The sequence below is a fragment of the Nocardia transvalensis genome (assembly GCF_015477765.1).
Classification (GTDB): Bacteria; Actinomycetota; Actinomycetes; order Mycobacteriales; family Mycobacteriaceae; genus Nocardia; species Nocardia transvalensis_A.
This window is the reverse complement of the sequence record NZ_JADLQQ010000006.1, coordinates 506415-526975: the sequence shown is the minus strand read 5'-3', so window position 1 is coordinate 526975 and position 20561 is coordinate 506415. Positions and strand designations below refer to the sequence as shown.

Annotated in this window: 22 protein-coding genes; 2 read left to right on the top strand and 20 right to left on the bottom strand. The window is 60.4% G+C overall.

The window, feature by feature from the left end; genetic code table 11:
• Positions 1-364 precede the first annotated feature (364 nt).
• A complete protein-coding gene (locus tag IU452_RS20440; RefSeq protein ID WP_195110685.1) occupies positions 365-559 on the top strand; it encodes a DUF6374 family protein in 195 nt (64 codons plus the stop codon).
• 36 nt (positions 560-595) lie between these two features.
• Here IU452_RS20440 and IU452_RS20435 read toward each other — a convergent pair whose 3' ends face one another.
• From IU452_RS20435 to IU452_RS20355, 17 genes are all read right to left on the bottom strand, one after another.
• A complete protein-coding gene (locus IU452_RS20435) occupies positions 596-967 on the bottom strand; it encodes a hypothetical protein (RefSeq protein WP_195110684.1) in 372 nt (123 codons plus the stop codon).
• 3 nt (positions 968-970) lie between these two features.
• Positions 971-2209 carry a hypothetical protein gene (locus IU452_RS20430; protein WP_195110683.1) on the bottom strand — a complete coding sequence of 413 codons (1239 nt, stop codon included), beginning with the start codon at positions 2207-2209 and terminating at the stop codon, positions 971-973.
• Between the two features lie 11 nt (positions 2210-2220).
• Positions 2221-2397 (bottom strand): hypothetical protein, encoded by a 177-nt coding sequence (locus tag IU452_RS20425; protein ID WP_195110682.1) that lies wholly within the window; start codon positions 2395-2397, stop codon positions 2221-2223.
• A gap of 181 nt (positions 2398-2578) precedes the next feature.
• Entirely contained in the window at positions 2579-2833 is a 255-nt protein-coding gene (locus IU452_RS20420) for a hypothetical protein (RefSeq protein ID WP_195110681.1), read from the bottom strand.
• Positions 2833-3555 (bottom strand): N-acetylmuramoyl-L-alanine amidase, encoded by a 723-nt coding sequence (locus IU452_RS20415; protein WP_324192719.1) that lies wholly within the window; start codon positions 3553-3555, stop codon positions 2833-2835. The genes IU452_RS20420 and IU452_RS20415 overlap by 1 nt, the downstream gene beginning before the upstream one ends.
• A gap of 35 nt (positions 3556-3590) precedes the next feature.
• A complete protein-coding gene (locus tag IU452_RS20410; RefSeq protein WP_195110679.1) occupies positions 3591-4109 on the bottom strand; it encodes a phage gene 29 protein family protein in 519 nt (172 codons plus the stop codon).
• Positions 4110-4130: 21 nt separating this feature from the next.
• A complete protein-coding gene (locus IU452_RS20405; protein ID WP_195110678.1) occupies positions 4131-6029 on the bottom strand; it encodes a phage tail protein in 1899 nt (632 codons plus the stop codon).
• On the bottom strand, positions 6026-7018 hold the full coding sequence (locus tag IU452_RS20400; protein WP_195110677.1) for a phage tail protein: 993 nt from the start codon (positions 7016-7018) through the stop codon (positions 6026-6028). Before IU452_RS20400 ends, IU452_RS20405 begins: the two co-directional genes overlap by 4 nt.
• 80 nt (positions 7019-7098) lie before the next feature.
• The gene (locus tag IU452_RS20395) at positions 7099-11646 is read right to left on the bottom strand and encodes a tape measure protein (protein WP_195110676.1); all 4548 of its coding nucleotides are present in this window, start codon (positions 11644-11646) and stop codon (positions 7099-7101) included.
• A 134-nt stretch (positions 11647-11780) separates the two neighbouring features.
• Positions 11781-11978: a hypothetical protein gene (locus IU452_RS20390; RefSeq protein ID WP_195110675.1), complete on the bottom strand. Its 198-nt coding sequence runs from the start codon at positions 11976-11978 to the stop codon at positions 11781-11783.
• A gap of 188 nt (positions 11979-12166) precedes the next feature.
• Positions 12167-12481 (bottom strand): hypothetical protein, encoded by a 315-nt coding sequence (locus IU452_RS20385; RefSeq protein ID WP_195110674.1) that lies wholly within the window; start codon positions 12479-12481, stop codon positions 12167-12169.
• 109 nt (positions 12482-12590) lie between these two features.
• Entirely contained in the window at positions 12591-13205 is a 615-nt protein-coding gene (locus IU452_RS20380; RefSeq protein ID WP_195110673.1) for a hypothetical protein, read from the bottom strand.
• A 113-nt stretch (positions 13206-13318) separates the two neighbouring features.
• A complete protein-coding gene (locus IU452_RS20375) occupies positions 13319-13732 on the bottom strand; it encodes a hypothetical protein (RefSeq protein WP_195110672.1) in 414 nt (137 codons plus the stop codon).
• A gap of 265 nt (positions 13733-13997) precedes the next feature.
• On the bottom strand, positions 13998-14363 hold the full coding sequence (locus IU452_RS20370; RefSeq protein ID WP_195110671.1) for a hypothetical protein: 366 nt from the start codon (positions 14361-14363) through the stop codon (positions 13998-14000).
• Positions 14364-14367: 4 nt separating this feature from the next.
• Positions 14368-14817 carry a hypothetical protein gene (locus IU452_RS20365; protein WP_195110670.1) on the bottom strand — a complete coding sequence of 150 codons (450 nt, stop codon included), beginning with the start codon at positions 14815-14817 and terminating at the stop codon, positions 14368-14370.
• Between the two features lie 10 nt (positions 14818-14827).
• Positions 14828-15886 carry a phage major capsid protein gene (locus IU452_RS20360; RefSeq protein ID WP_195110669.1) on the bottom strand — a complete coding sequence of 353 codons (1059 nt, stop codon included), beginning with the start codon at positions 15884-15886 and terminating at the stop codon, positions 14828-14830.
• An 80-nt stretch (positions 15887-15966) separates the two neighbouring features.
• Entirely contained in the window at positions 15967-16431 is a 465-nt protein-coding gene (locus tag IU452_RS20355) for a hypothetical protein (RefSeq protein WP_195110668.1), read from the bottom strand.
• Positions 16432-16581: 150 nt separating this feature from the next.
• On the opposite strand from IU452_RS20355, the gene IU452_RS38260 reads away from it, so the two are divergent.
• Complete coding sequence (locus IU452_RS38260) at positions 16582-16815, top strand: hypothetical protein (RefSeq protein WP_228818280.1); 234 nt, start codon at positions 16582-16584, stop codon at positions 16813-16815.
• On the opposite strand, the gene IU452_RS20350 is transcribed toward IU452_RS38260, so the two are convergent.
• From IU452_RS20350 to IU452_RS20340, 3 genes are read right to left on the bottom strand one after another with little or no spacing between them, the layout of a single operon-like run.
• On the bottom strand, positions 16769-17692 hold the full coding sequence (locus IU452_RS20350) for a hypothetical protein (RefSeq protein ID WP_195110667.1): 924 nt from the start codon (positions 17690-17692) through the stop codon (positions 16769-16771). The two genes, IU452_RS38260 and IU452_RS20350, sit on opposite strands and share 47 nt — an antisense overlap.
• Positions 17689-19146 (bottom strand): phage portal protein, encoded by a 1458-nt coding sequence (locus IU452_RS20345; protein WP_195110666.1) that lies wholly within the window; start codon positions 19144-19146, stop codon positions 17689-17691. The genes IU452_RS20350 and IU452_RS20345 overlap by 4 nt, the downstream gene beginning before the upstream one ends.
• Positions 19147-20544, bottom strand: a complete 1398-nt coding sequence (locus tag IU452_RS20340; RefSeq protein ID WP_195110665.1) for a terminase large subunit domain-containing protein — start codon at positions 20542-20544, stop codon at positions 19147-19149.
• Positions 20545-20561: the final 17 nt, after the last annotated feature.

The following is a 20561-nucleotide window of genomic DNA, read 5'->3' as shown; positions in this document are numbered from 1 at the left end:
CACCAACCCTTCGGACGAACCGTCCCCAGACTCGCTGTCGCTCATGTATGCCCAGCGAGCAAGGGCCTGGCGCGAGTGGGTAGCGCGTCGACCGGGCCGCTGGCGGTGCGCCGGTATCCGGAGATGGGGCTAGCACTCCGCGCAGCCCGTGGCCGTTCGTCTACTCCTGGGGCGGGCGGTCCGGGTACGGGTCTTTGGTGCGTTCAACCAGGCGGTCTTTGCACTCCGGACAGAGCATCCCGCCCGGACCGGCGTGGCGCTCCTGGCACAACGCACATAGCTTGGGCTCGTTCTCCACGGTCCGGCAGTTTATCGAAACAAGCTCGTTATCGAAAGCATGTTCGAGAGCTGTTAGGGTCTGCTCATGCCCTTCCAGAGCCGCACCGAGTTCGCCCAACTCTGGCTCGAACAGGTCCGGGATCGGCTTGCCGACGCCGCTGCTGACGGAACCTACTTGCCGCCTGAGCAGCTAGCGATCCTGTCGAGAAAGGTTGCCGAAGGGCTCAGGATCTTCATCGAAGAGACACGCGGTGGACCTGCAACAGCATGCGAAGTTTAGGCGCGTTGGGAGGGCAGACCCGGCGCAGGCCCCGGATTACCCGTCGCCTTCCACACCACTCGCCGAGGGCTCCTCGGTCGGGAAGTCCTCGGGCGTGACGTACTTGTAGCCGAGCATATCCAGGGCGGTCACGTAGCAGCCGTTCACGTACTCGGCGTCATCGGGGTTGTAGCAGTCGCGGGCGATGAAACCGGCCCGCCGTCGCAGATGTCCGCCCATGACACTGCCCCATTCAGTAGCTGGCAGCACCCCGACTTGCGCGTTCTGGAATGCATCGGCCGGTGTAATCCACACGAGCGCATGCGAACACGGTTCCCCCTCGACATCGAATGGTTCGCTGAGCTTGAACACCTTCGCGTGACCGATAAGGTTGATCTGGTCAATATGCACGGTGGCAACCTTCGCCACGGTCTACGTCCTCTCTCTGATCCAGGCCCGGCCTACTCCGCCGTGTCCGCCCGCTGTTTGCCGTCCGATTCCGCCGATGGCTCCGCCGCCTCCTCCGCCGCCTCCGGGGTCCCCGCCGTTGCCGCCTGGTGTGCTGCTGTTGCCGCCTGCTCCGCCGCCGCCCCCGATCGGTAGGTACTCGGTGGTGGCTGTCCCGTTGCCGCCCACGGGTTTTCCGCCCAGGTTCGGGCCGCCGCCGCCACCACGACCGGGTACGTGGTCTGGAGTCCCTACGGGGATGCCGCCGGGCATGCCCGAGCCAGCACCTCCGCCACCGCCACCGTTGGACACGCCGACCGGTTGCGCCGAGTCCTGTCCGTTCTCACTGACCGCGGTCTGACCGTGGAAACGGAACGCTCCGCCGTTACCGCCGGACACCGTGCCCGATCCTCCGACGGCGGGTGATGCTGCGTTGGTACGGCTTTGGCCGCCAGCTCCGCCGCCAGCGCGGTACTTCGCGGTTGGGGTGCCCTGGGATGGGTCGGAGAAGTACAACGTTGTGTCCGCGCCGTTCTGGCCACCAACACCGGGGCCACCGCCCTGGGGTGGTTGTTCGCCGGTCCCGTTGCCGCCCATGGTGATCCAGATTCGACGAATGCCATCGGGCCCGGACGGAACATCGGATGCGTTGATGGTCACGTGGGACTCACCGCCTCCGCCGCCACCGCCTCCGCCGTAGTTGGGGCTGATGAGTCCGCCGTCCTTGCCGCCGCCTCCGCCGCCGCCCGCGCCGATCATGATCACATCAATCAGGTTCGTTGTCGGCTTCAGTTCGACGAACCCTGAGAAATACAGTGGTTGGTATGCGCCGTTGATCGTTTGGACCACGCCGTCAACGGATTTCTTCAGATTCTCGATCCGCGCTTCATGATCGCCGAGGGTGCTAGCGTGAGTGCCAAGGGTATTTCCGTGAACACCGAGCAGGTTTCCGACGAACGTGAGAATTTCTTTCAGAGTCCCTTGTACGAGTTGCCCGGCAATGGTCACCGCCATGTCGAACAGCGACTTGACCACCTTGTCGAAAGCGCCGATCAAACCACCCGTTCCGCCGGACCAGGGATCGAAGAACTGGGATACCGTTGCCTCCGATAGGTCATAGCCGAAGTTCGGGATGTCCTTAGCAACGTCGCCGGTGCCGTACTTACTCGTGCCGGTCTCGGGGTCGTAGGCGTTATCCGGTCTTGGAGCCAAAGGTTCAGTCACTATGTGGCTCCTCACTTTTCGGTGCGCAACACCTGTAGCTCAGCCCGCAAGGCCGCGATTTCCACGCGCGCTTCAGCCAGCTCGGTAAGCGCTTCCGTCAGCTTGTCTCGGAACTCAGCGATCTCACGCTGATGTCTTGCCGCATCCTCGGCCCGAGCCTTCAAAGACTTATCCAACTGCTTGGACAAGTCGTCCAGTCGAGCCGAAATCAGCTCCCCCCGTGCCTCTTCCAGCCGTGCAAGGTACTCATATCGCTTGACTCGAACCTCAGCGAACGTGGCCAGAAGCGCACGAACCTTAGGGACTGCTACCGCCAAGACAGCGATAACAGCCCCCGCAACCGATGCCGCAACGACAACTGGATGCGTACTAAGGTCCATCGCTCCCCGCCTGCGGCTCAGCCGCCAGGAACGGCAAGAACTTCTCAATGAAGTCGTTCACACCAGGCAGCGCGAAAACCTTGGTCACCGCAGCAGCAACCGCAACGATCTGCGCGCCGTACACCGTGTGGTCAAGACCGCTCGTAGCCAACACAGTTGGGATGAGGCTCAGCACGGCAACGAACACCGCGAAGCCCGTGCGGATAGCCGCCCGCGAAGAATGCTGTACCTGAGTCGGTCCCATTAGGCCGCCACCTTCGCCAGCACGGCATCCAACTTCGCTTCCAGCGCCTTACGCGACTCGTGCAACTCCTCAACCTTCCGGTCCATCTCCAGCACGTAACCGACCAAGGTGTCGGCGAACGTGGAGCCCTGGACACGCGACGGAAAACGGTTAGTCAGCTCGAACAGCACACGATGCTGATCAGCGTCATTCAGCGCCATAAGGAAACCCTCATCATTCTTGTTGTCAATCTGCTTTTGCACATCAGCCCGGAACGCATCCATATCCATGCTTCCGGGGTCCCACTTGCCCTGAGCGCGGCCCGCCCACTCCTTATGACCGATCACATGCGATGAGTCATAACCGAGCTTTCGCAGGATTGCGGCAACGGCCTTCACGTATGCCGAATACTGGCTATCGGACCAACCCTCAGTGCCGTTGTTCTCCGCCTCGATTCCAATGGTGTGGTAGTTGGCGTTATCGGTCGGCAGGCCCGGATAAAATCCTTGCCCGGCGTGCCAAGCCACGCCCACACCGCATACGGTCACCACGCCGTCACGGGCTAGATGCAGCTGCGAACACAGCCCCAAGTCCGGATGCTCCGATATATAGCGCGGGTTGTTCGACGGAGGGTTATTACCGGTGTGGTGCGCGACCACGCCCCAGATGCTTCCGAAATCACCATGTCCACGGTCACGCCAACCGGGGAACTCTCTCACCTCAAGCCCTTCGGCCCGCAGCACATCAGCGAGCCAAACAGGGTCGCCACTCCAACCCACTAAACACCTCGATACTTCTCTAGGATTTCTTCACGGGCGAGGCCCGTCATTTCAGCGGCGATAACGCGCCGCTTTTCCACGTCGTCACAACCCATCAGATAGCCGAGCACCACCGCTGCGTCATGCTTTGAAGGGTCCAAACGTTCCCCGGCCGGCACTCGGTGCGGAGGCGAAGGCATCCGGCCCATATAGCGGAGACGTTCGGCCATAAACGCTTGTTCAGCGCCGGTCATCTCTTCTGGGTCCGGAACTCGAATAGGTTCAGGGTCCGGATCGTTGATGTCCAAAACGACCATAAGGCCGTTAAGGTCATGCGTACCGCCGCGCCCGATATGTCGAAGCTTCTTGGTCGCCAGCTCCGGATGCCATCGAACGCCGTAAGACTTGAACAGCTGAGCCCACTCTTTGCGCGCCTTCGGCTGTACCTGAAGCGGGAGGCTGTCCGACAACGGCAGATGGGTGAACATCCATTCGATGTCATCCGGGTTGTTCTCGTTAGCAACAGGAGGATTCTCCAAATCCCATCCCCTAACCGATTGTTACGATGCCGTGAGCGCGAAGATGGAGTTAAAGGCGTTATCGAGATTGCGGAACGCCCTCAACATCGGATCTTCATAATCACGCTCACCGACTGTGATTTTCCAAGTCGGGCTGGTCTCTCGGTCCCATGTAAGGACGATCTCCGAGACACGTTCGACGCGAATACGACCCGGCTTGATACCGAGCGGCGCCACGCCGATTCTGTCGCCCAGACCGAAATGACCCCTACCGCGTTCACCGATTCGCCAAGGCGTGGCATCGCGGATATCGAGTTGCAGCGAGGTCGTTTCACGAGTCTCGGACTGCGCTACCCGCATCGCATAGAGGAACGTGAGCGGGTTACCGGTTTTGGCCTTATCTGCCAGCTTCTCGAAGTAGTGGAACGCGCCCATCTTTTCGATCCGCTGCCAGTCACGCCACTTGGCCCACGCCAAAATTGTGTCGCGATAGAAAGGCTCAGCGAGCGTATTAATGACATCCGCAGCATCACCCGCAGCCGGACCTACTTCAGGTATTAGAGCTAACAGCGCTCCAATGCCCTTAATAGCCGCAGCAATGCCAGCGTTGACGCCTTCCATAGACGCACCACCGCCGACGTATTGGCCATCGGTCGGGGGCTTCCACGTGAACGTAGACGACTGGATACCCGTATGCTCGGACTCCCGGAACACCACACCAGGCGCAGCCGGATTGGTGCCTAGGAACCCTTGCCGGTAGTACTCCTCCAATTGTTCAGGAGGGATATCATTCGGGTCCTGGATGGACTGAAGATGTGTATCCACGCCGGAGGCGTAACGATCCTGCTTAGTGTCAACCTTGCCGTTGAACTTGCCGTTATAGCGCGGGTCGTTCGGGTCGTCCTTCGATAGGAACGGTGTGACCACATCTCGGGTAAGGCCCTTGAAGATATCGCCGAAGAACGATGTACCGGTGTTCCAAGCGCTCTTGTCTTCCAGGTCCCACACCAGACAGCCGTGACGCAGCCGAGCACCTTCCCACGGCGGGAAGTCGTACATCACGCCGTCGATCTCGCCCCGCTCAATGAGCTGCTTCTCAACCTCGAAGTAGCGCGGGTCAAGCGGGCCCAGCTCCTGCAATATGGGATGCTGGATGTACCGGCGACACGTCCAGGTCAGCTCAGCGTCTTTACAGACGGGCTCCATCAGGTCGTGAATGGACTCGAACCGCGCGGAAACGAACGTCGTCATGGACCGATCGCGGTAGCCGGGCGGATCAGGCTTGACCACCTGCGTCCACTGCGACTGCAAAAGATGGTACTGGTCTGACCAACCCTCAAGTGAAGTAGGGTCTTTCGGAATCGCCGGGATCTGCCACAAACCGGTTTCGAGCCGAAATAGGTTGCACCACAGCAAAGTACGGCCTACCCAACGGGCTTGGCCCCAGGCCGGGAAAATGCGCGGGAATTGCACCGCGGCCGGAAGCCATGGATTCGCCCAAGCACGGATATGCTTAAGCTCCTCGTAATCGTGCTTCCAATTGAGCCGGACAAGCTTCTTGCCGTTCTCGTCCTTGATGATGTTCAACTGAGCGAGGCGATAGCCGAGCCTGATTCCATCCTTGTCGACCGTTAGATGAACGTTAGCGGTCTCGCGTCCGCTGCGAGGATCGCCGTCCGTCTGATGCTCACATAGCCACCGCGCCAGATAGTTATCTAACGGTAGCTCGAACTGCCCCGTTCCGGTCTCTAGATCAAGCTGCTGAAAAGACGCATTCATTTCCTGCGTCACTAGGCCGCGGAAGTTATAGTCACCGTCCCACATGCGCATTAGCGGTCGCTGTAGGCGCTGCTCTTTGATCCGCTTATCACGGGATATCATCCGAGCGTTGGCCAAGTCCATGCGCCGCTTGATGGTCTGCAATCGCTCGGTAGTGCTCATTGCAGGCCCCACGGGCGCGACCAAGACCGCTGTAGGCGTACCTGTACCTCACACTCGCCGTTAGCGCCCTTGACCGCTACGGGCAGCATTACGGGGTTCTTCTCGGTCCCCGTATAAGGCGGGATCGGATAGAGGAAGGAGCGTCCAAACATGCGCATCCAAATCTGAGTCCCGCCATCGGCGGTAACCTGCTCCGCTTCCTCATCGGTATCAACCCGCACGGTGCCGTCAGCGGCAACAAGCTTCGGGAGCGGAACCGTACGCCGCTCATGCAGCGCCGCAGCGCCAAACCGATTGCTGCCAAAGGAGAAATCAGCCAGCGAGTAGATGGCGCCCGGCCGATTCTGCAAAACCCACTTAAGCCACACCTGCGTATCGGTGGGATTCCAGACAGGGACGTACTTGACCTCGCCGTCCTGGACTACCAACTCATAGGTGTGGTCCCGCTCATACCAGCGCGGGTTACCAGCAACGCAGGTCATAATGACCTTGCCGTACTGGCTCTTGAACGGCGAGATATCAGGCGTGAACTTAGGAGCCTCACTCAGCCGCAGATCAAGGTAACGGCGAGAATCAGGTGTAGTTATCCACAGCCGCGAGTCCCTGTGATAGGACCACGCTTTGCGCCATTCGCTATCGTTCTCCTGCCAAGGCGCGTCATCGGTGCCGATGATCTCAGCGCCAAGGATCACGTCCCGCTTATGGACACGAATACCGCCCCACGATGCGCCGATCTGATAGGCGTGCGAGTTCCAAATGCTTTCGGTCGGCTCATCGAATATGCCCTCGGGGTTCTGCCCGAGATAAATTCCTCTATCCCCTGCGCCCTCACCATGGAGCCTGAACCACTCCGTATGCGGACCGCGAGCCTTTAGCTTGCCAGCGACGATATCGGCCTCATGCTCAGCGTTCCACTTCTCATCTTGCAAGATTTCGAGATCGGATCGCTTATCGTACGATTCCAGCTCGATTAGTAGATCTTCCTCCACTATTGGATAACCTCCCTGCTGCAAGCACAGAAAGGGGAGGACGCCCAATTGGCGGGCATCCTCCCCTACGTGTTCGCGTGTTAGCGCCTGCTGAAGCTGCTAGCGCTCATGGCGTTGCGCTTCTGCATGACCTCGTATCTCGAAAGGGCTTCCTGGACAGTGGAAGCGTTGATAGTGACGTTCGGCCGCGTCGCGACCATGGCCTCAACCTCTTCACGCGTAATCCCAGCCCCACCAGACGGGGCGAATAGGCCACCAGCGAATGCCTGCAACTGCTCAGGGCTGTTGAAGATCGGCTCAGGCCGACTGCTCAGGTTGATAGCCATCTGTCCGGGCTCCAGCCAGCCGCCCGTGTCGTAGACGCCGACCGGGAGCACCTTCTTAGCCCACTCGGGAACTTCCTTCTTGCTGCTACCCGGAACGAACCCGAGATCAACGAAGCCGTTGCGGACGGGGCTGTCCACGATGGCATCAACCGCGTCCGACACGCCGCCCGTAGTGGACTCCTGAGCGTCCTTCTTGTTCGGTGACGCCGGGCTGTACTTCTGGACAAGGTTGTAGACCTTCGCGCCCTTGGTGTAGGCGTCGGAGAGCTTGGAACCCAAACCGAACGGCAACATCTCGAGAGCGGCGTCAACGACGATGCCGCCGAACGTCTTTCCGAGATCGGTTAGCGTCTCCTCGGCCTTGCCTGCCGGAGTTGTCTTCTGCCAAGCCTTATAGGCTTTCTGAACAGCAACGTCCGCCTTCTTGGCCTCCGGGGAGCCCTTGCCGTAGGCGTCATAGATCCGGTTCCGCTCGCGGATGGCTTCAGATAGAGACGCTTCCGCCTCAATCTGCTCCATCTCGCTATCGGAGTACCACTTGTCCATAGGCCCGGCGTCCATCTCGGAGGCATCACGCTCACCCGAGCCGGGGATTAGTTCGCCCACATGGTCACGCCGGTACGTGAGATCGTTAACGTCGTTCTCGGCTTCCTGGACAGCCAGACGCGCGGACTCAACGTCGGTATCGGTAACGCCCTTCTCACCCTTGGCCCTCTTGGCAACAACTTCGTCGTAGCGCTCGCGCGCCTGCGCAAGGCTGTTCTGCGCCTTGGCGAGCTTGAGACCGTCTTCCTTCTCGTCCCACTCGTAGTACTTGCCGTTCTTTACGTAGCCGTTCGCAAGGTCGTTGTATCCCTGGATCAGCTTGTTCGGCAGGTAGTAGCGATCCTCGAACTGAGAGTCATCCGCGCCCGCGCGGCCGGAACCGATGCCGGAAGTGCCCTTAGTGCCACCAGATTCCGCATTCAGGCCGTTGATCGTCGCGGCGACGTGGCCGACGCCATTGGACGTAATGCCAAGGCGGAAAAGGTTTCCCGCAGGGCCACGGCCCTTCTCAAGGCCGTACGCAGCAGGGTCGGCCTGCACGGCGGCAGTGTTCCACCAACGGCCCCACTCGCCGATCTTCCGCTTACCCATGGCAACCAACTGGAGGTAGGCGATAAACCCGCTACAGTCGAAATTCGGGCCGCCACCGGCCCACTCGTACGGATGTCCCTCGGCCTGCTGCGCCGCCCTGATCGCGTTCTGAATGCCGACCGGCACCGCGCCGCCCTCGGCGAACGCCAGGCCGCCAGCCTTGGCCGCAGCACGCAGCGAGTACACGCCCTGATGACCACCGAGGTTCTTCACATCCTCGGCGGTGAGAACATGCTCACCAGCCGACAGCAGCGCCGGAACGCTATCGGAGGTCGGGCCGCCTGCACCGAAGATCGGGCCGCCAGTCGCGCGGGGCTGAGGCGGAATCGGGTAAACGTTCGGGCCGACACCGCCCTGGACGTTGAGCTGAGCCGGAATCTGAACAGTCCGCGGCTGCCACTGGTTCAGCTGTGCATCGAGAGCGTTCGTGTCGATCTTCGGCGTGAGCTTGTTCGTGGGCTCCGGCGGAACGTAGTTCTTCAGCAGCTCGTCAAGCTTGGCGGGATCGCCGTTGATCTCGATCGTTGTGCCTTCCTTGTGCACAACGCTGCCCTCACCGAGAGCCTTCTTGATCGCGTCCTCTACCGCGCCGCGCTCCGCTTCAGGAACGATCTGCAAGTCGATCTGTGCGTGCCCGTCCTTGGCCTTGAGCATCGCAAGGATTGCGCCGACCTTCGCCTCAACGGTCTCCGCGCCTTCAAGGGAGGCAAGGAATTTGATCGTTACCGGGTCCCACCCGTAGGCGGTCCGGGCGAAGTTCTCAAGGTCGGCCTGCGCGATGCCGGTCTGATCGGACAGGGCCGCGAACGCCTGACCACTCAGGCCGAGTGACTGGTTGAAGTCCCGGCCCGCCGCCATGGCGTTGACGAAATCGGACTTGATTGCGTTGATCGCATCTTCAAGCCGTCCGCCGTTCTGCAAGGTGTAGTCCACCTTGTCGCCTGCCAGCAGGTCATAGCCGTAGCCTTCCTTGACGTCCCAAGGTTCGGACTTCAGGCCGTTGATGCGTTCCTGCTGCTGCCGCTCAGACGCGAGCTTGTCAGGCTTGCCGCCCTGCATGAGGGTGATCGCCTGATTGAGCAGGCTCGCGCGCTTCTCGGCGGTGCTGGACTCCTGCGACAGCTTCGCCACGACATCGACCAGGCCCACAATGCCGTCAGTCGAGTTCTTCGCTGCCGTAGCGGTTTTCGTGTACTCCTCGCGCAGCTGGCGGAACTTGGCCGCGTTGTCGGCGCCGGCCGTGGAACCGTCATCGAGCGCCTTGAGTAGGGCGTCGAAGCTCGGCCCGCCTTCGGCGGCAATGGTGAACAGGTCGTCAACTTCAACCTTGAGCTTGCTCGCGGCATCGGCCAAGCTCTTGTACCGGTCGCCAGTCTTGTTGTCCTTGTCGTACTGCTCTTCAGCATCGGTCGTGCTGATCGTCCAATGCCGAATGTTCTCCCACGGGGTATGAGGCTTCCGGCCCTTGGTGAGTTCGTCCCCGAACTTCGCCCGGCCGATTCCAACGCTGGCCTTCTTGGCGGTGTCGTCCAGCGTGCCGCCGGTGGCCTGTAGCGCCCTGGCGAAGTCCATTTGGCTCTTAGCGCCTTCGGCGGTGAGCGCGTTCAGCTCAGCCTGCATCTGCTTGACCTCGCCCTGATGCTCCAGGTAGAGCGCCAGGCCCGCGACGGCCACGCCAGCGAGCGGAGCGACCATGCCCAGACCGGCAGTCACCGCGCGGCCCAGGCTCGCCATGCCGGTACTGACCTTGCCGGTAACCGAACTCATGCGGTTCATGTCCCGAGCTGCGTACGCGGTCGCGGCCTGCCCGGCAGTCGTGATGGAGCTACCCAGGTAGCCCATGACGCCGCCCATGCTCTTGGCCTTCTGCGCCGCGTCGCCCATGCGGAGACTGGTCATCAGAAGGGACTCAGACATGCGGGCCATGCCGTCAGACGCCTTGCGGAGCCCAATCCCGTTGAACGCGTTGGTAAGTGAAGTGCCGACAGTTGAGCCCTTCACGGCCGTATTCATGCGAACCATGGACGCTGTGACGCCGCCGAGAATGCCTTGCACCGAGCGCAGGGCCCGGAAGCCGAGCCATGCCGTCAGCGCCGCAGTGACGAGCGAGGTGTGCGACTTGATCAGGTTCGACGCGGTGTCAATGACGGGCAGCGCCGCCTTAAGGCCCGCAAGTGCCAGATTCCAGACGCCACCACCAACCGCGCCGGACGCCGCAGCGAACGACTTAGCGAACGCCGCAATGCCCGGCGCGGCAGACCGCGCGGCAGAGCTGATATCCGCGAATGTCTCTGACACCCGGCCGTTCTCGAACTCCGACAGCGCCGAATAGGCGGATGTGGCCGCATCGACCAGCTTCGGGCCCCAGTCCCACATGACACTCTGATCAAGGGATTCCGCGAACGCCGTAACCTTCGGCTTAACGGTGTCGATAGCTCGCGCCCAGGTGTAGAACCATCCGGCCAGACGATTGAACGTCGGCTTTTCCAGTTCCTCACCGAGTCGCGCAATAGCGTTCTTCAGGTTCAGCCAACGAGTCTGAACCGTGCCGCCCATCGTCTTAGCGGCTCCGCCGATCTTCTTTTCGATGATATCGACAAGAACATCAGCGGTAACGTTGCCTTCCTTTTTCCACGCGGCGAAGGCTTTGCCTGACAGGCCCGAATACTCCTCAAGCCACTTGTTGATAGGAAGACCGCGGATAGCCAGCTGGTTAAGCTGCACCTGATAGGCGCGCCCCTGCGTGACTACCTTATCCATAATCATGGTGATGTCTTGCAGCGGCGCATGCGTATAGGACGCCGTATCCGCAAGCGTCTGAAGCCACTTGTTCAGTTTCTCGCCGTCAGGGACGCCCGCAGCAACAGCCATGGACGCAGCGCGAACCATCTCAGGTAGCGAAAGCGCTGTACCATCAACGATGTCCTTCGCGTTCTGGATAACGTCCCGGACCTGCTTAGCGTTCTGTCCTAGCGCATGTAACTGAGCCTCTGCCTGGTTGGTGATGTTCAGGCGGTTGAAGCCACCCTCTAGCGCCTCACCGAGAACCTTCTTAACGCCAGCGCCGATAGTCTCCGCAGCCTGAATACCAGCGTAGACAAAAGCACCATTCTTGAACGCGCGAGATGCAGCGGCGTTAATACCTATAGAGACTTCCCGCCCCATGGAAGCACCTATAGACTTGCCGGTAGTTTCCGCAATCTTCTGCACGGCTCCCAGCTCAGTACGCATACGGCTCTTCAGCTGGCCCGTCTCAGGGACAATTGAAACGTACGCGGTCGCTAGCTCAAGAGCCATGATCACCCCTGTCCGTTGGCGGCCAACCTTCTGCGCATATCCGCCAACTTGTTTTCAATCTCACCCAAAGGCACCGCGTCCGGATTAAGAGATTTGATCGGCTCGTTGTCCTTGGGACGTTCGATCATCTTTGGTTTCTCACCATTTCCTCCGGACCGCTGCCAGTTAGCGCCGTGAAGCGCATGAAGCTGCGCGGACATGAATTCGATCTCAGATGTCCACCACCAAGAATTAGGGTGGAGAGCCCGATAAAAGGCGAAGTCCGCCTGAGGCGGCATGTAGTCCAGCAGTACGCCGAACTCATGCCACGACAGGCGCTCAGTCCCGATATCGTGAACGTGGAATCCGAGCCTTAACAGGTCGTAGGTGATGGGCCCCGAATACTTGTCTAGGACTGTTCGGAGCCGGAGGATTCCCCCAGGCTGGTAGCGGACGCTTCGATCCAAGCCGCAGAAATCCGCAAGACCTGATCATTGGCCATCTTCCGAACAGCCTCTACAGCCGTAGGGTTCTCGATACCGATCAGGTCCCGAGTGGTGCGCGGTTCATCGTGGCCTTCCTTAGCGGCCAGCACGAGATAATCCGCGCCCTCACCGGAGAGGTACTGAAGCTTCGGCACCGAGTAAACCTTGCCCTTGTGACGGAAGGCGAATCGGTTAACCTTCTTTTCGCCATCGGAAGCAGGAACGTCAAAAACAGCCATGACCAGACCTTTCAAAACCACAATGAGATATGCGAAAACCAGACCGACCCACCGGGCAGAGGCTTAAGGTCCGGTCACAAAGAGAGCGTGCCCGGCGAGAATCAGTGCGCTATTTCGCATCCGCAGATCGGCCAGTATCACGGCCAGTGTCGCCGCCCGCAGCCGGGATGCCGAGAGACAGGTACTCGACCACGTTGAGGCCCTTGTACGGGAATGCCTCAATAGTCACGTCGTACTTAACGATGTCGTTGCTGACCTGCGACACGTCGCCGACAGTGGTCGGCTTACCCTTCGGGACAATCTGACGCCGCAGCTTGTTGCCCTGCACGGTCTCAGTAACGAGAATCCAGTCATCCAGGGGATTGGACGAATGGCGAACCTCGATAGCGACCGTGACGCTAGCGTTAGCGCCGGTTCCCTTGATTTCCTTGATATTGTCCTTACCGAACACCAGCCGGAGCGCGTCCAGATTGGAAGCCTCAACAAGCTCGATCTTCAGAGTCTCGGTGTAGTCGGACTGCGGCACAGCGATAACCGAGCCACCGAACTCCTTGATCTTCTGAACGTCTCGGCTCTGCGAGTTGACAATGCCAGCCTCGGACAGACCGCCAAGGCTCACCATCTTCAGGTCCTTAACAAGGTCCTTGGTGAAGTCCTTAGCGCCGTCAATGATCTTGTCCGCGTCGGTCGCGGTGTAAGGCATCGCAAACACAACGCCGGTCACGCTCGGAGTGGGGACATAGACCTTATCGGTATCCGTCGTTGCCACTAAATACCCTTTCAATAGAACAAGCCCCCAGCTAAGAGGCGCTGAGGGCTTGGAAAAGCTTGCTTTGTTTAAACGTTGCTAGAGATGCCTAGCCGAACCGTCATAGTCCAGCGATCTTGACTCGACACGTCCGGATCAAGGTGACGCACAGGGCCGCCAACCTCACGGTAAGAGGAGATGAATGCATAGGCGGATTCGCCTGCATCGTTCTGATATTCCACATACCGGCCGAGGCACAGTTCAAAGACTGAAGCCACATGCATAGCCATTTCTTCGGCGCTACCGGTACACCAGCATTCGATCATGAACATAGGACCGTCAGTCACAGCGTTGTAGCGTGGCCCGCCAACGCGTGAAATCTTCACGAACCTGTCGGGCCGCTTTTGGTCGATATCTGTAAGGATAACTACATCTTTCGACAGCTCTTTACGCAGAAGCGCATAGCACACCGCTAGAGCTGGCTTGCGAACATTGCTGCTCACTATCCCCTACCCGCATCTAGGGCCCGCTCCAAAGCGCCCCTAGTGACCGACTCATGATGCGCGACACTGCGCACCTCAACCCTTGTCACCGATGTACGCCAACGGCCCTGAGGCTTGGCCTTACCCATGCGGCTGTAAACCTCGTACTTGCCACCTTCGGACGACGCAGCGGACTTTACTGACTCTGCGCGCCGCTCAAGGTCTTTGACAACGCCAGGCTCACGCCGGAGCGCCTTTAACGCCTTGTCGTGAAACACGATCTTCACTAACCCTCCACAAACCGCAGATTCACTACGCCGCCAGGATTGAAGCCGAACGGGCCCTGTCCGTAGTCCTGGAGATAACCCACGACATCGAAGAGAGTGCCTGCGAACCGCACACGGTCGAACGGCTTACACACGAACCCTGGAGGCACATACATTTGACGGTCGATAACCAGACGGTTAGAACCAACCGTCTCCATAACCGGGCCACCGATAGCGCTGTGATAAGACATCAGCGGACCAATGCCATAGATGCGCTGCTTGACCGGCTCACCGTAGGTGCGTTTCAGGTTTCCGCGGTTATCCCGCTCCTCCCCGTCCTTGACCGGAAAGACCTCAACCTCATAGCGCAGAGGCAGGAAAGGCATAGACTCACCAACCCTCTAGACCGGGCTCCATATAGGCGGGCCCGTTAATCCATGCGCCCTCTAGCGGGTGCCTGCTGGTCTTAGCCGACATAGGCGTCATGTCGATAGTGAACGCGCGGGCACGCGAGGTTTTGCAGAGTTTCTGTAGGTCGCTGATCTCGGACGGCCAGAACATTCCGCGCCTGGGCTGCCTGGTGTCAATCGTCTGCTGATACGGGCCCGCACCTTGCTGCACCGCCGCGCCGGACCCTGCCTCATGCCATCGGATGATCGCACCGCGAATGATGGCGACCGCGGCCTTGTACTCCACAGAATCCCGATTGGTCATCTCCGAAATACAAGGCGCGACAACGGATGCCATTGCGATAGCGTCCTGAATCATGAGAGCGGCTTTCGCCTTGTCAAGGTCCGGCGCGAATGGCGACAGTTCGGCGGGATCAATCGTCACCGCCATCGAGGAACCCTTACGCCTTGGCGGCAGTGTTCACGCTGCCCGTAACGTTGGTGACCTGCGCCTTGGGATCACCGTTGATCGAAACGACCGGCTTGACCTTGATCGGGCTGCCGTTCTTGTCCAGCTTGCGCGAAATCGGCTGCGCCACAGTGAAACCGACGCGGAAGACACAACGCAGCGCCTTGGCATCGTTCTGCATCAGGTTCAACAGCACGTTGCCCTGGTCGTCAGAGATCACGCCCTGGTCGAACAGCTTGAAAGTCACGTCCTGGCGGACGCCGAGATAAACCTTCGACCAGTCGGCCGCGATGATCCGCTGATTGCTCGCGCCGTTCAGCCACGCGCCGTTGTTGGTCTCGTTCAGCGGCAGGCCGTACAGTGTGCCCGGCGCACCCTGGTTGATCGAAGGCACGTACAGCGGCTGACCCACGTTGTCCCGCGCGGTCGCAAGCTTCCACTGCAAGCCCGGCTCAGAGATGAAGCCGGTCATGCCGAGACCCTGAACACCCAGACGGCGGCCTGCCTCGGCGACAGCCGCCGCGTAGTCGGTGAACTGCGAAGCATCAACGGTGTCAGCAACATTCGCCGACAGCAGCGTCTTATCCCACGACGCCGGGGCACCGATACCGAAGATGGCCGCCTCATCCAGCTTCTTGGCCACAGCCTCAGCGATCAGCGGGCGGACCTGCTCCCACAGCGGGATAGACGCGTCATCGACCAGCGCATCCGGGATCGGGGCGATAACCGCGATCTCCTCGGCGGTCATGGTCAGCGGCTCCCACTTAATCGACGTGGTCGGCTTCAGACCGCGCTTGTCCTGACCAGTAGCGGCCAGCGGCTCAGTAGGTTCGCCATTGATGAACTGAGCCTCAGGCAGCGACGAAAGGACCGGCTGAGTGTAGGTCTTGCTAGACATGCGAATCTGCTTGGCGCGCTGCATAAGTGCACTCGACTGAGTAGCCAGCTGCACAACCTCGTTGACAACCTGCTCCGGAACAACGGTGAACCGATCCGATGGCATAGTGCCGGTGCCAGCGCCCGGACGAGAAATGATCTTATCGAAAGCCATTGGGTTTCTAACTCCTGAATTTGGGCATGAAAAAACCCGGCCCCAATCGGGAACCGGGTTGGTTTAGGTAATTAGTTGAATTAGCCGCGAATCATGCTGGACAGCCAATCGCCGCCCGTACCTGCATCCTCAGTACCGGCACCCTGCATCGGGTCCGGCATAGGAGCGCGAGGGGCGCGGCCATCATCTCGAAACGCAAGAATCGCGTCGGCGGCAGACTCGAACTCCTCCACCGTGCGACCGGTCAGCAGTTCAGCAGGCACACCCTTAGCCGCTGCAACCTGCGCACGCGTCGAAGACACCTCCAGCTCAGCAATCCGAGCCTCAGCCGCCGTCGCGCGATCGTTAGCCTTCTCAAGCTCGGTCTTCTGCTCAGCCTGATACGCATCGAACTGCGCCGCCTTCTTCTTCAGGTCGCCGTAATCGGCGTACCGCTTGACGCGCTCCTGAATGATGCGATTCAGATCAGCCTGCGAAGTGATGGGCGTAAACGAATCGTTCTTACCCTCATCGACCGGAGTGACATCGACAGTAGTGTCAGACATTCGAGTTCTATTCTTCTTTCCCGAGCCCTGCTCGTAATGACCGCCCTATGAGTGAGTTATCTCCGCCGGGCGTGAGGCGGAAGTCTGTAAGCGTCAACCAGCGTTACTATCTAGTTGCCGACGCTAAGAAGCGGCTGATACTGTCGCCGCATGACAATCGGAAGCGTGCATATCGGACCACTCGGACTAGCGTTCCTGCTGTTCGTGGTCGTGGTCGGGGCGGTAATCACGGTTGTTGTGAAGCGCTCGAACAACGAGACCAAGCAGCTTCGCGACATGGCGCGCAACTACTACGCACAGGCACCGCAGCCCTACAACCCGCAACAGCCGCAACCGATTACGCCTGCTTCGCAGCAGCCGCCAACTCCCGGTACGCCTTCATAAGGTCCTTGCGATCCGTCGAGTCCGCGAGCGTTGACGCGTCCTTGTACTCCTGACGCCAGGCATCCATCCAAGGAGGTTCCGCGTAGGTCTGCCCGGACCGGACAGGGACAGCGATACAGCGGCAATAGTCGTGGTAGCGCTCGCCGTCACGGCGTCGGAACAAGGCCGTGCTCTCGGATCGGTAGTAGCCTTCACCTTCCCAGGTCCCGAGCGTGCTGAGCATCCGGCAGAACGCACACGCATTCGCCGACGCGTACCGGGCCCAGCGCGTACCGGGCTCATGCTTCGCGTTCCACCGCACCGTGTTTCGGGACTGATTGAACATCTGCCGTTGAGCGACCCCAAGCATGGCGTTGAACATCGCTTCTGTTAGCGCCTGCTCGGTGGCAACGCCGGTCGTAGCGGCTTCAGCGGCCATCGCTTCGGCTACGGCTTCTTCAGCGGTAGCGCCCGCAGCAATAGCGGCCTCCATCACGGCCTGACGTGCAATCGCCGAGTCCACACCGGCATCAGCGGCCCTGCCTCGGCCGGCGCCAGGAGCTTTCGCGTCGCCGAGCTGGCCGCCGCTGCCGCCCTGATTCATCGCCCAGGCCGCGCCCGACCGAAGCTGAGCATCACTCGGCAGGGCAGGCACAGAGGCGTGATACTTCGCCCCCGGCGCACCCAGCGAGTCATACCAAGCCGCAGTGACCTCACCGACCGAAGCCAGATGCGGCCCCACGACATCCGGGTACATCTCCCAGAACTGTCGCCGAGCCGATCGGCCCTCACTCAACGCCATGGACACATTCCAGGCATCGCGGATATCCCGCGCGAGCATCACGTTGAGATCGTTCAGCGTCTGCCGGAACTCCTGTACGTCGTCGGCAGTGATCACGCTGCCGCCTGCATGGGCTTATTGCTGTCCGCCTTGGCCGACAGCCCAGGATCGGCCTGCCGACTGGCGTTCGCCTGCTCCCGTGCGGTCTGCATCATCTGAACAGCCACCATGCGGCGTCGGTCTTGCTCAACCTGCTTCTGTTCCATCGCAGTGAGGCCGATGCGCTTATAGGTCACCGCGGAATCGGGCGGAAGGATCTGCGCCTGAACAAGGCTCACCGCCTCGGCGGCCGCAGCCGAGCGCGTAGGTGTGGCAGCATCGCGCCAATCCAAATACACGTCCGTGTCGAAAGTCTTCGGGATCGCCCCGTCACGCACCAGCAGCGCCAGGCGGGCCACTTCCAGCCACGCCTTGCCGAACGTGAGCTGACGGCGCTCCGCCCGCTTCAGCAACCGCACCTCCATAGCGCGGATAGCGTCCGCTGACGCAGCCTGATCGGTCGCAAAGCCCAAATACATTGGTGGGATGGCACATTCAGCCGAGAGTAGCTGAGCGAGGCCCTGGAGGTATTCCAGGTACGGCGCGGGCTTCCCCTGGTCGAACTGCCCGACCTTGGGCTGAGCTTCCGGATTGTCTTCATCGTGCCGAACCGCGAGCATCCGGCCGATTACGGCTTCCCACCCGGTCACCGTCGAACCATCGGCCCGAGTGAACTGCTCTTCCGACACGTCGGTAGCCCAAAGCCTTGGAGCCCAATTGAATTCGCGATTCATCTCCATTGCCATGATCGTTCGCACGGCGTTGTCAGTGATTCCGCGGACAGCCCGAGTGATTTCCGAACGGCCATAGGGCCGTGACGCGGTAGGACGATTCGGCATCTGCACAACCGGGAGCCGGTCCATGTGGTGTTCGTCGCGGTAGTAGACCTGCCAAGGCTCCTGCCCCGACTCGCCGCGCCACAGGTAGATCGTCTGCCCCGGCACATACAGCCGAGCGGACGTGAAGTCCTCTAGCTCGTCATCCCAGAACCGCGTGACCGCCGACCGCAGCCGACGCGTACGAACATCGCGCACCCCGGCCGTAGTCCGTGGCGAGAGCACCGACACCAGCGGGTGAGGCTCCAACTCCGTCACGTCACCCGACCCCACGGCGATGAACCCGGTCCCGAACATCAGCGAATCCAGGTGAGCCTTGCTTGCTTCCGCGTCCAAGTCGTTCGCCTGATAGACTTCGTCCAAGTGGTAATCGCCTTGGGTCGCAACCCAACCGAGGAAATCTAGGCGCTCCTCCAGCACGTCAACCGCAGTACCGGCCCAACCGACCGCAGTCATGAGCTTGGCCTCAAGCTCAGGCGGGACAGCGATACGCAGATTCAGAACACGCTGCCGACCCTCGTAGTAAGCCTGAGCCGTCGCGTTCGAAGACAGGTGCTTATCAATCAGATTCAGGTTCCGATTGAACGAGACCTCTTCATCGTTGGACAGACGCCCTAGCCGCAGAAGTTCAGCCATTCACAACACCAATACCTTTCCCCGGCCGCTACGCTTCTTCTTCCGGAGAGGGCGACCATTCATATAGCCAAAGAGCGCCAGCGTGCACGCGACTACAGGCGTGATGTCCGAGGCCGCGTCCTTGCGGGACCACGCCCACAAGTCGCCGATAGGCCGCTTACGGGCAGCGTCGATAGCCGCATTCAGAAGCGGCTGATTGGGGTGACGGACAGCGCCCGTCATCACGTAGTCAAAGAACAGGCCACACGCGACCGCGAACTCAGATACCGCAGTCTTGATGACCGGTACGCGAAGCGCGTCCAGCTCTGGCACCACCGTTGCGGCAGGCCCATCAACCACAACCGCGCATGGCGACCACTGCGCAACCAACCGCGCTAGCGTCGGCGCAATCCACGCTGTACCGGCCCGATTGTCCACAAGCTCAACGTGATAGAGCCCATCCTCACGAACTCCTGCCACAGCGATAGACGCCTGAGACCGGTCCGGGCTGATATCGACGGCGAACGCCACAGGATCAAGCACCAGCGACGCGCCATCAGCGACACGCCCCCAAGAATCAGCGTCAATGACCGACGCGGTAACCGCAGCCGACCACATGCCAAGCCGCTCACGCGCGAAACCCTCATTGCTGTACTTCGCCCGGTCTTCGGCGAGAACTTCCCAGTCCAGGCGATAGCCGAGCGCGGGATTGGCCTGAGCCCAGCTCTGCGGGTCGTCCAGGTCAGCGCCTTCCGGCGCAGCCCACTCGTGGAAGCACGCCCGAACAGCTGACCCTGAACGAACCTTGTCCCGGAAGTTGGTGAAGACCTCCGAGTTCATGACCTCGTTCGGAGGCGTGCCGCAGAAGATATGTTGATAGTTCCCGAGTGGAGCCGCGGACGTGGTAGGGCCAATGCTCTCGAATGCCTCATCGGAACATTCCTGCGCCTCATCGAACAGGACAACATCAACGGTAAAACCACGTCCGCCGCCCTTAGAGCGGGCGATTACCTGGAGGCTCCCGCCATTCTTCAGCCAGATAGCCTCGAACCCGGTAGCGGTCTTGATACCAAGGATCGGGTGAACCATCTTCGCTAGGTCGGGATAGTTCTCTTCATCCTCAAAGAAGGATTTAAGCCGAGCGAAGTATGTTCGGGCGGTCTTAGTAGAATGCGCGGTGAAGAGAATCCGCTCACCCAGAAGCACCATGCCGACAAGCGCACGAGCCTCGAGTAGGGCGCTCTTTCCTGACTGACGGCTAACTGATAGACCACACGATGTGTGCGAGTACTTGCCGTTAGGGCGGAACGATAGCCACGCGGTGAAGACAAGCCTTTGCCAAGGATCTAGATCAAGCCCGTACCTTGCAACGAACCTGATAGCCGCTTCGGCCTTCTTAGTGTTCTCCAGATTCGCCACCGACCATAGCGGCTCTT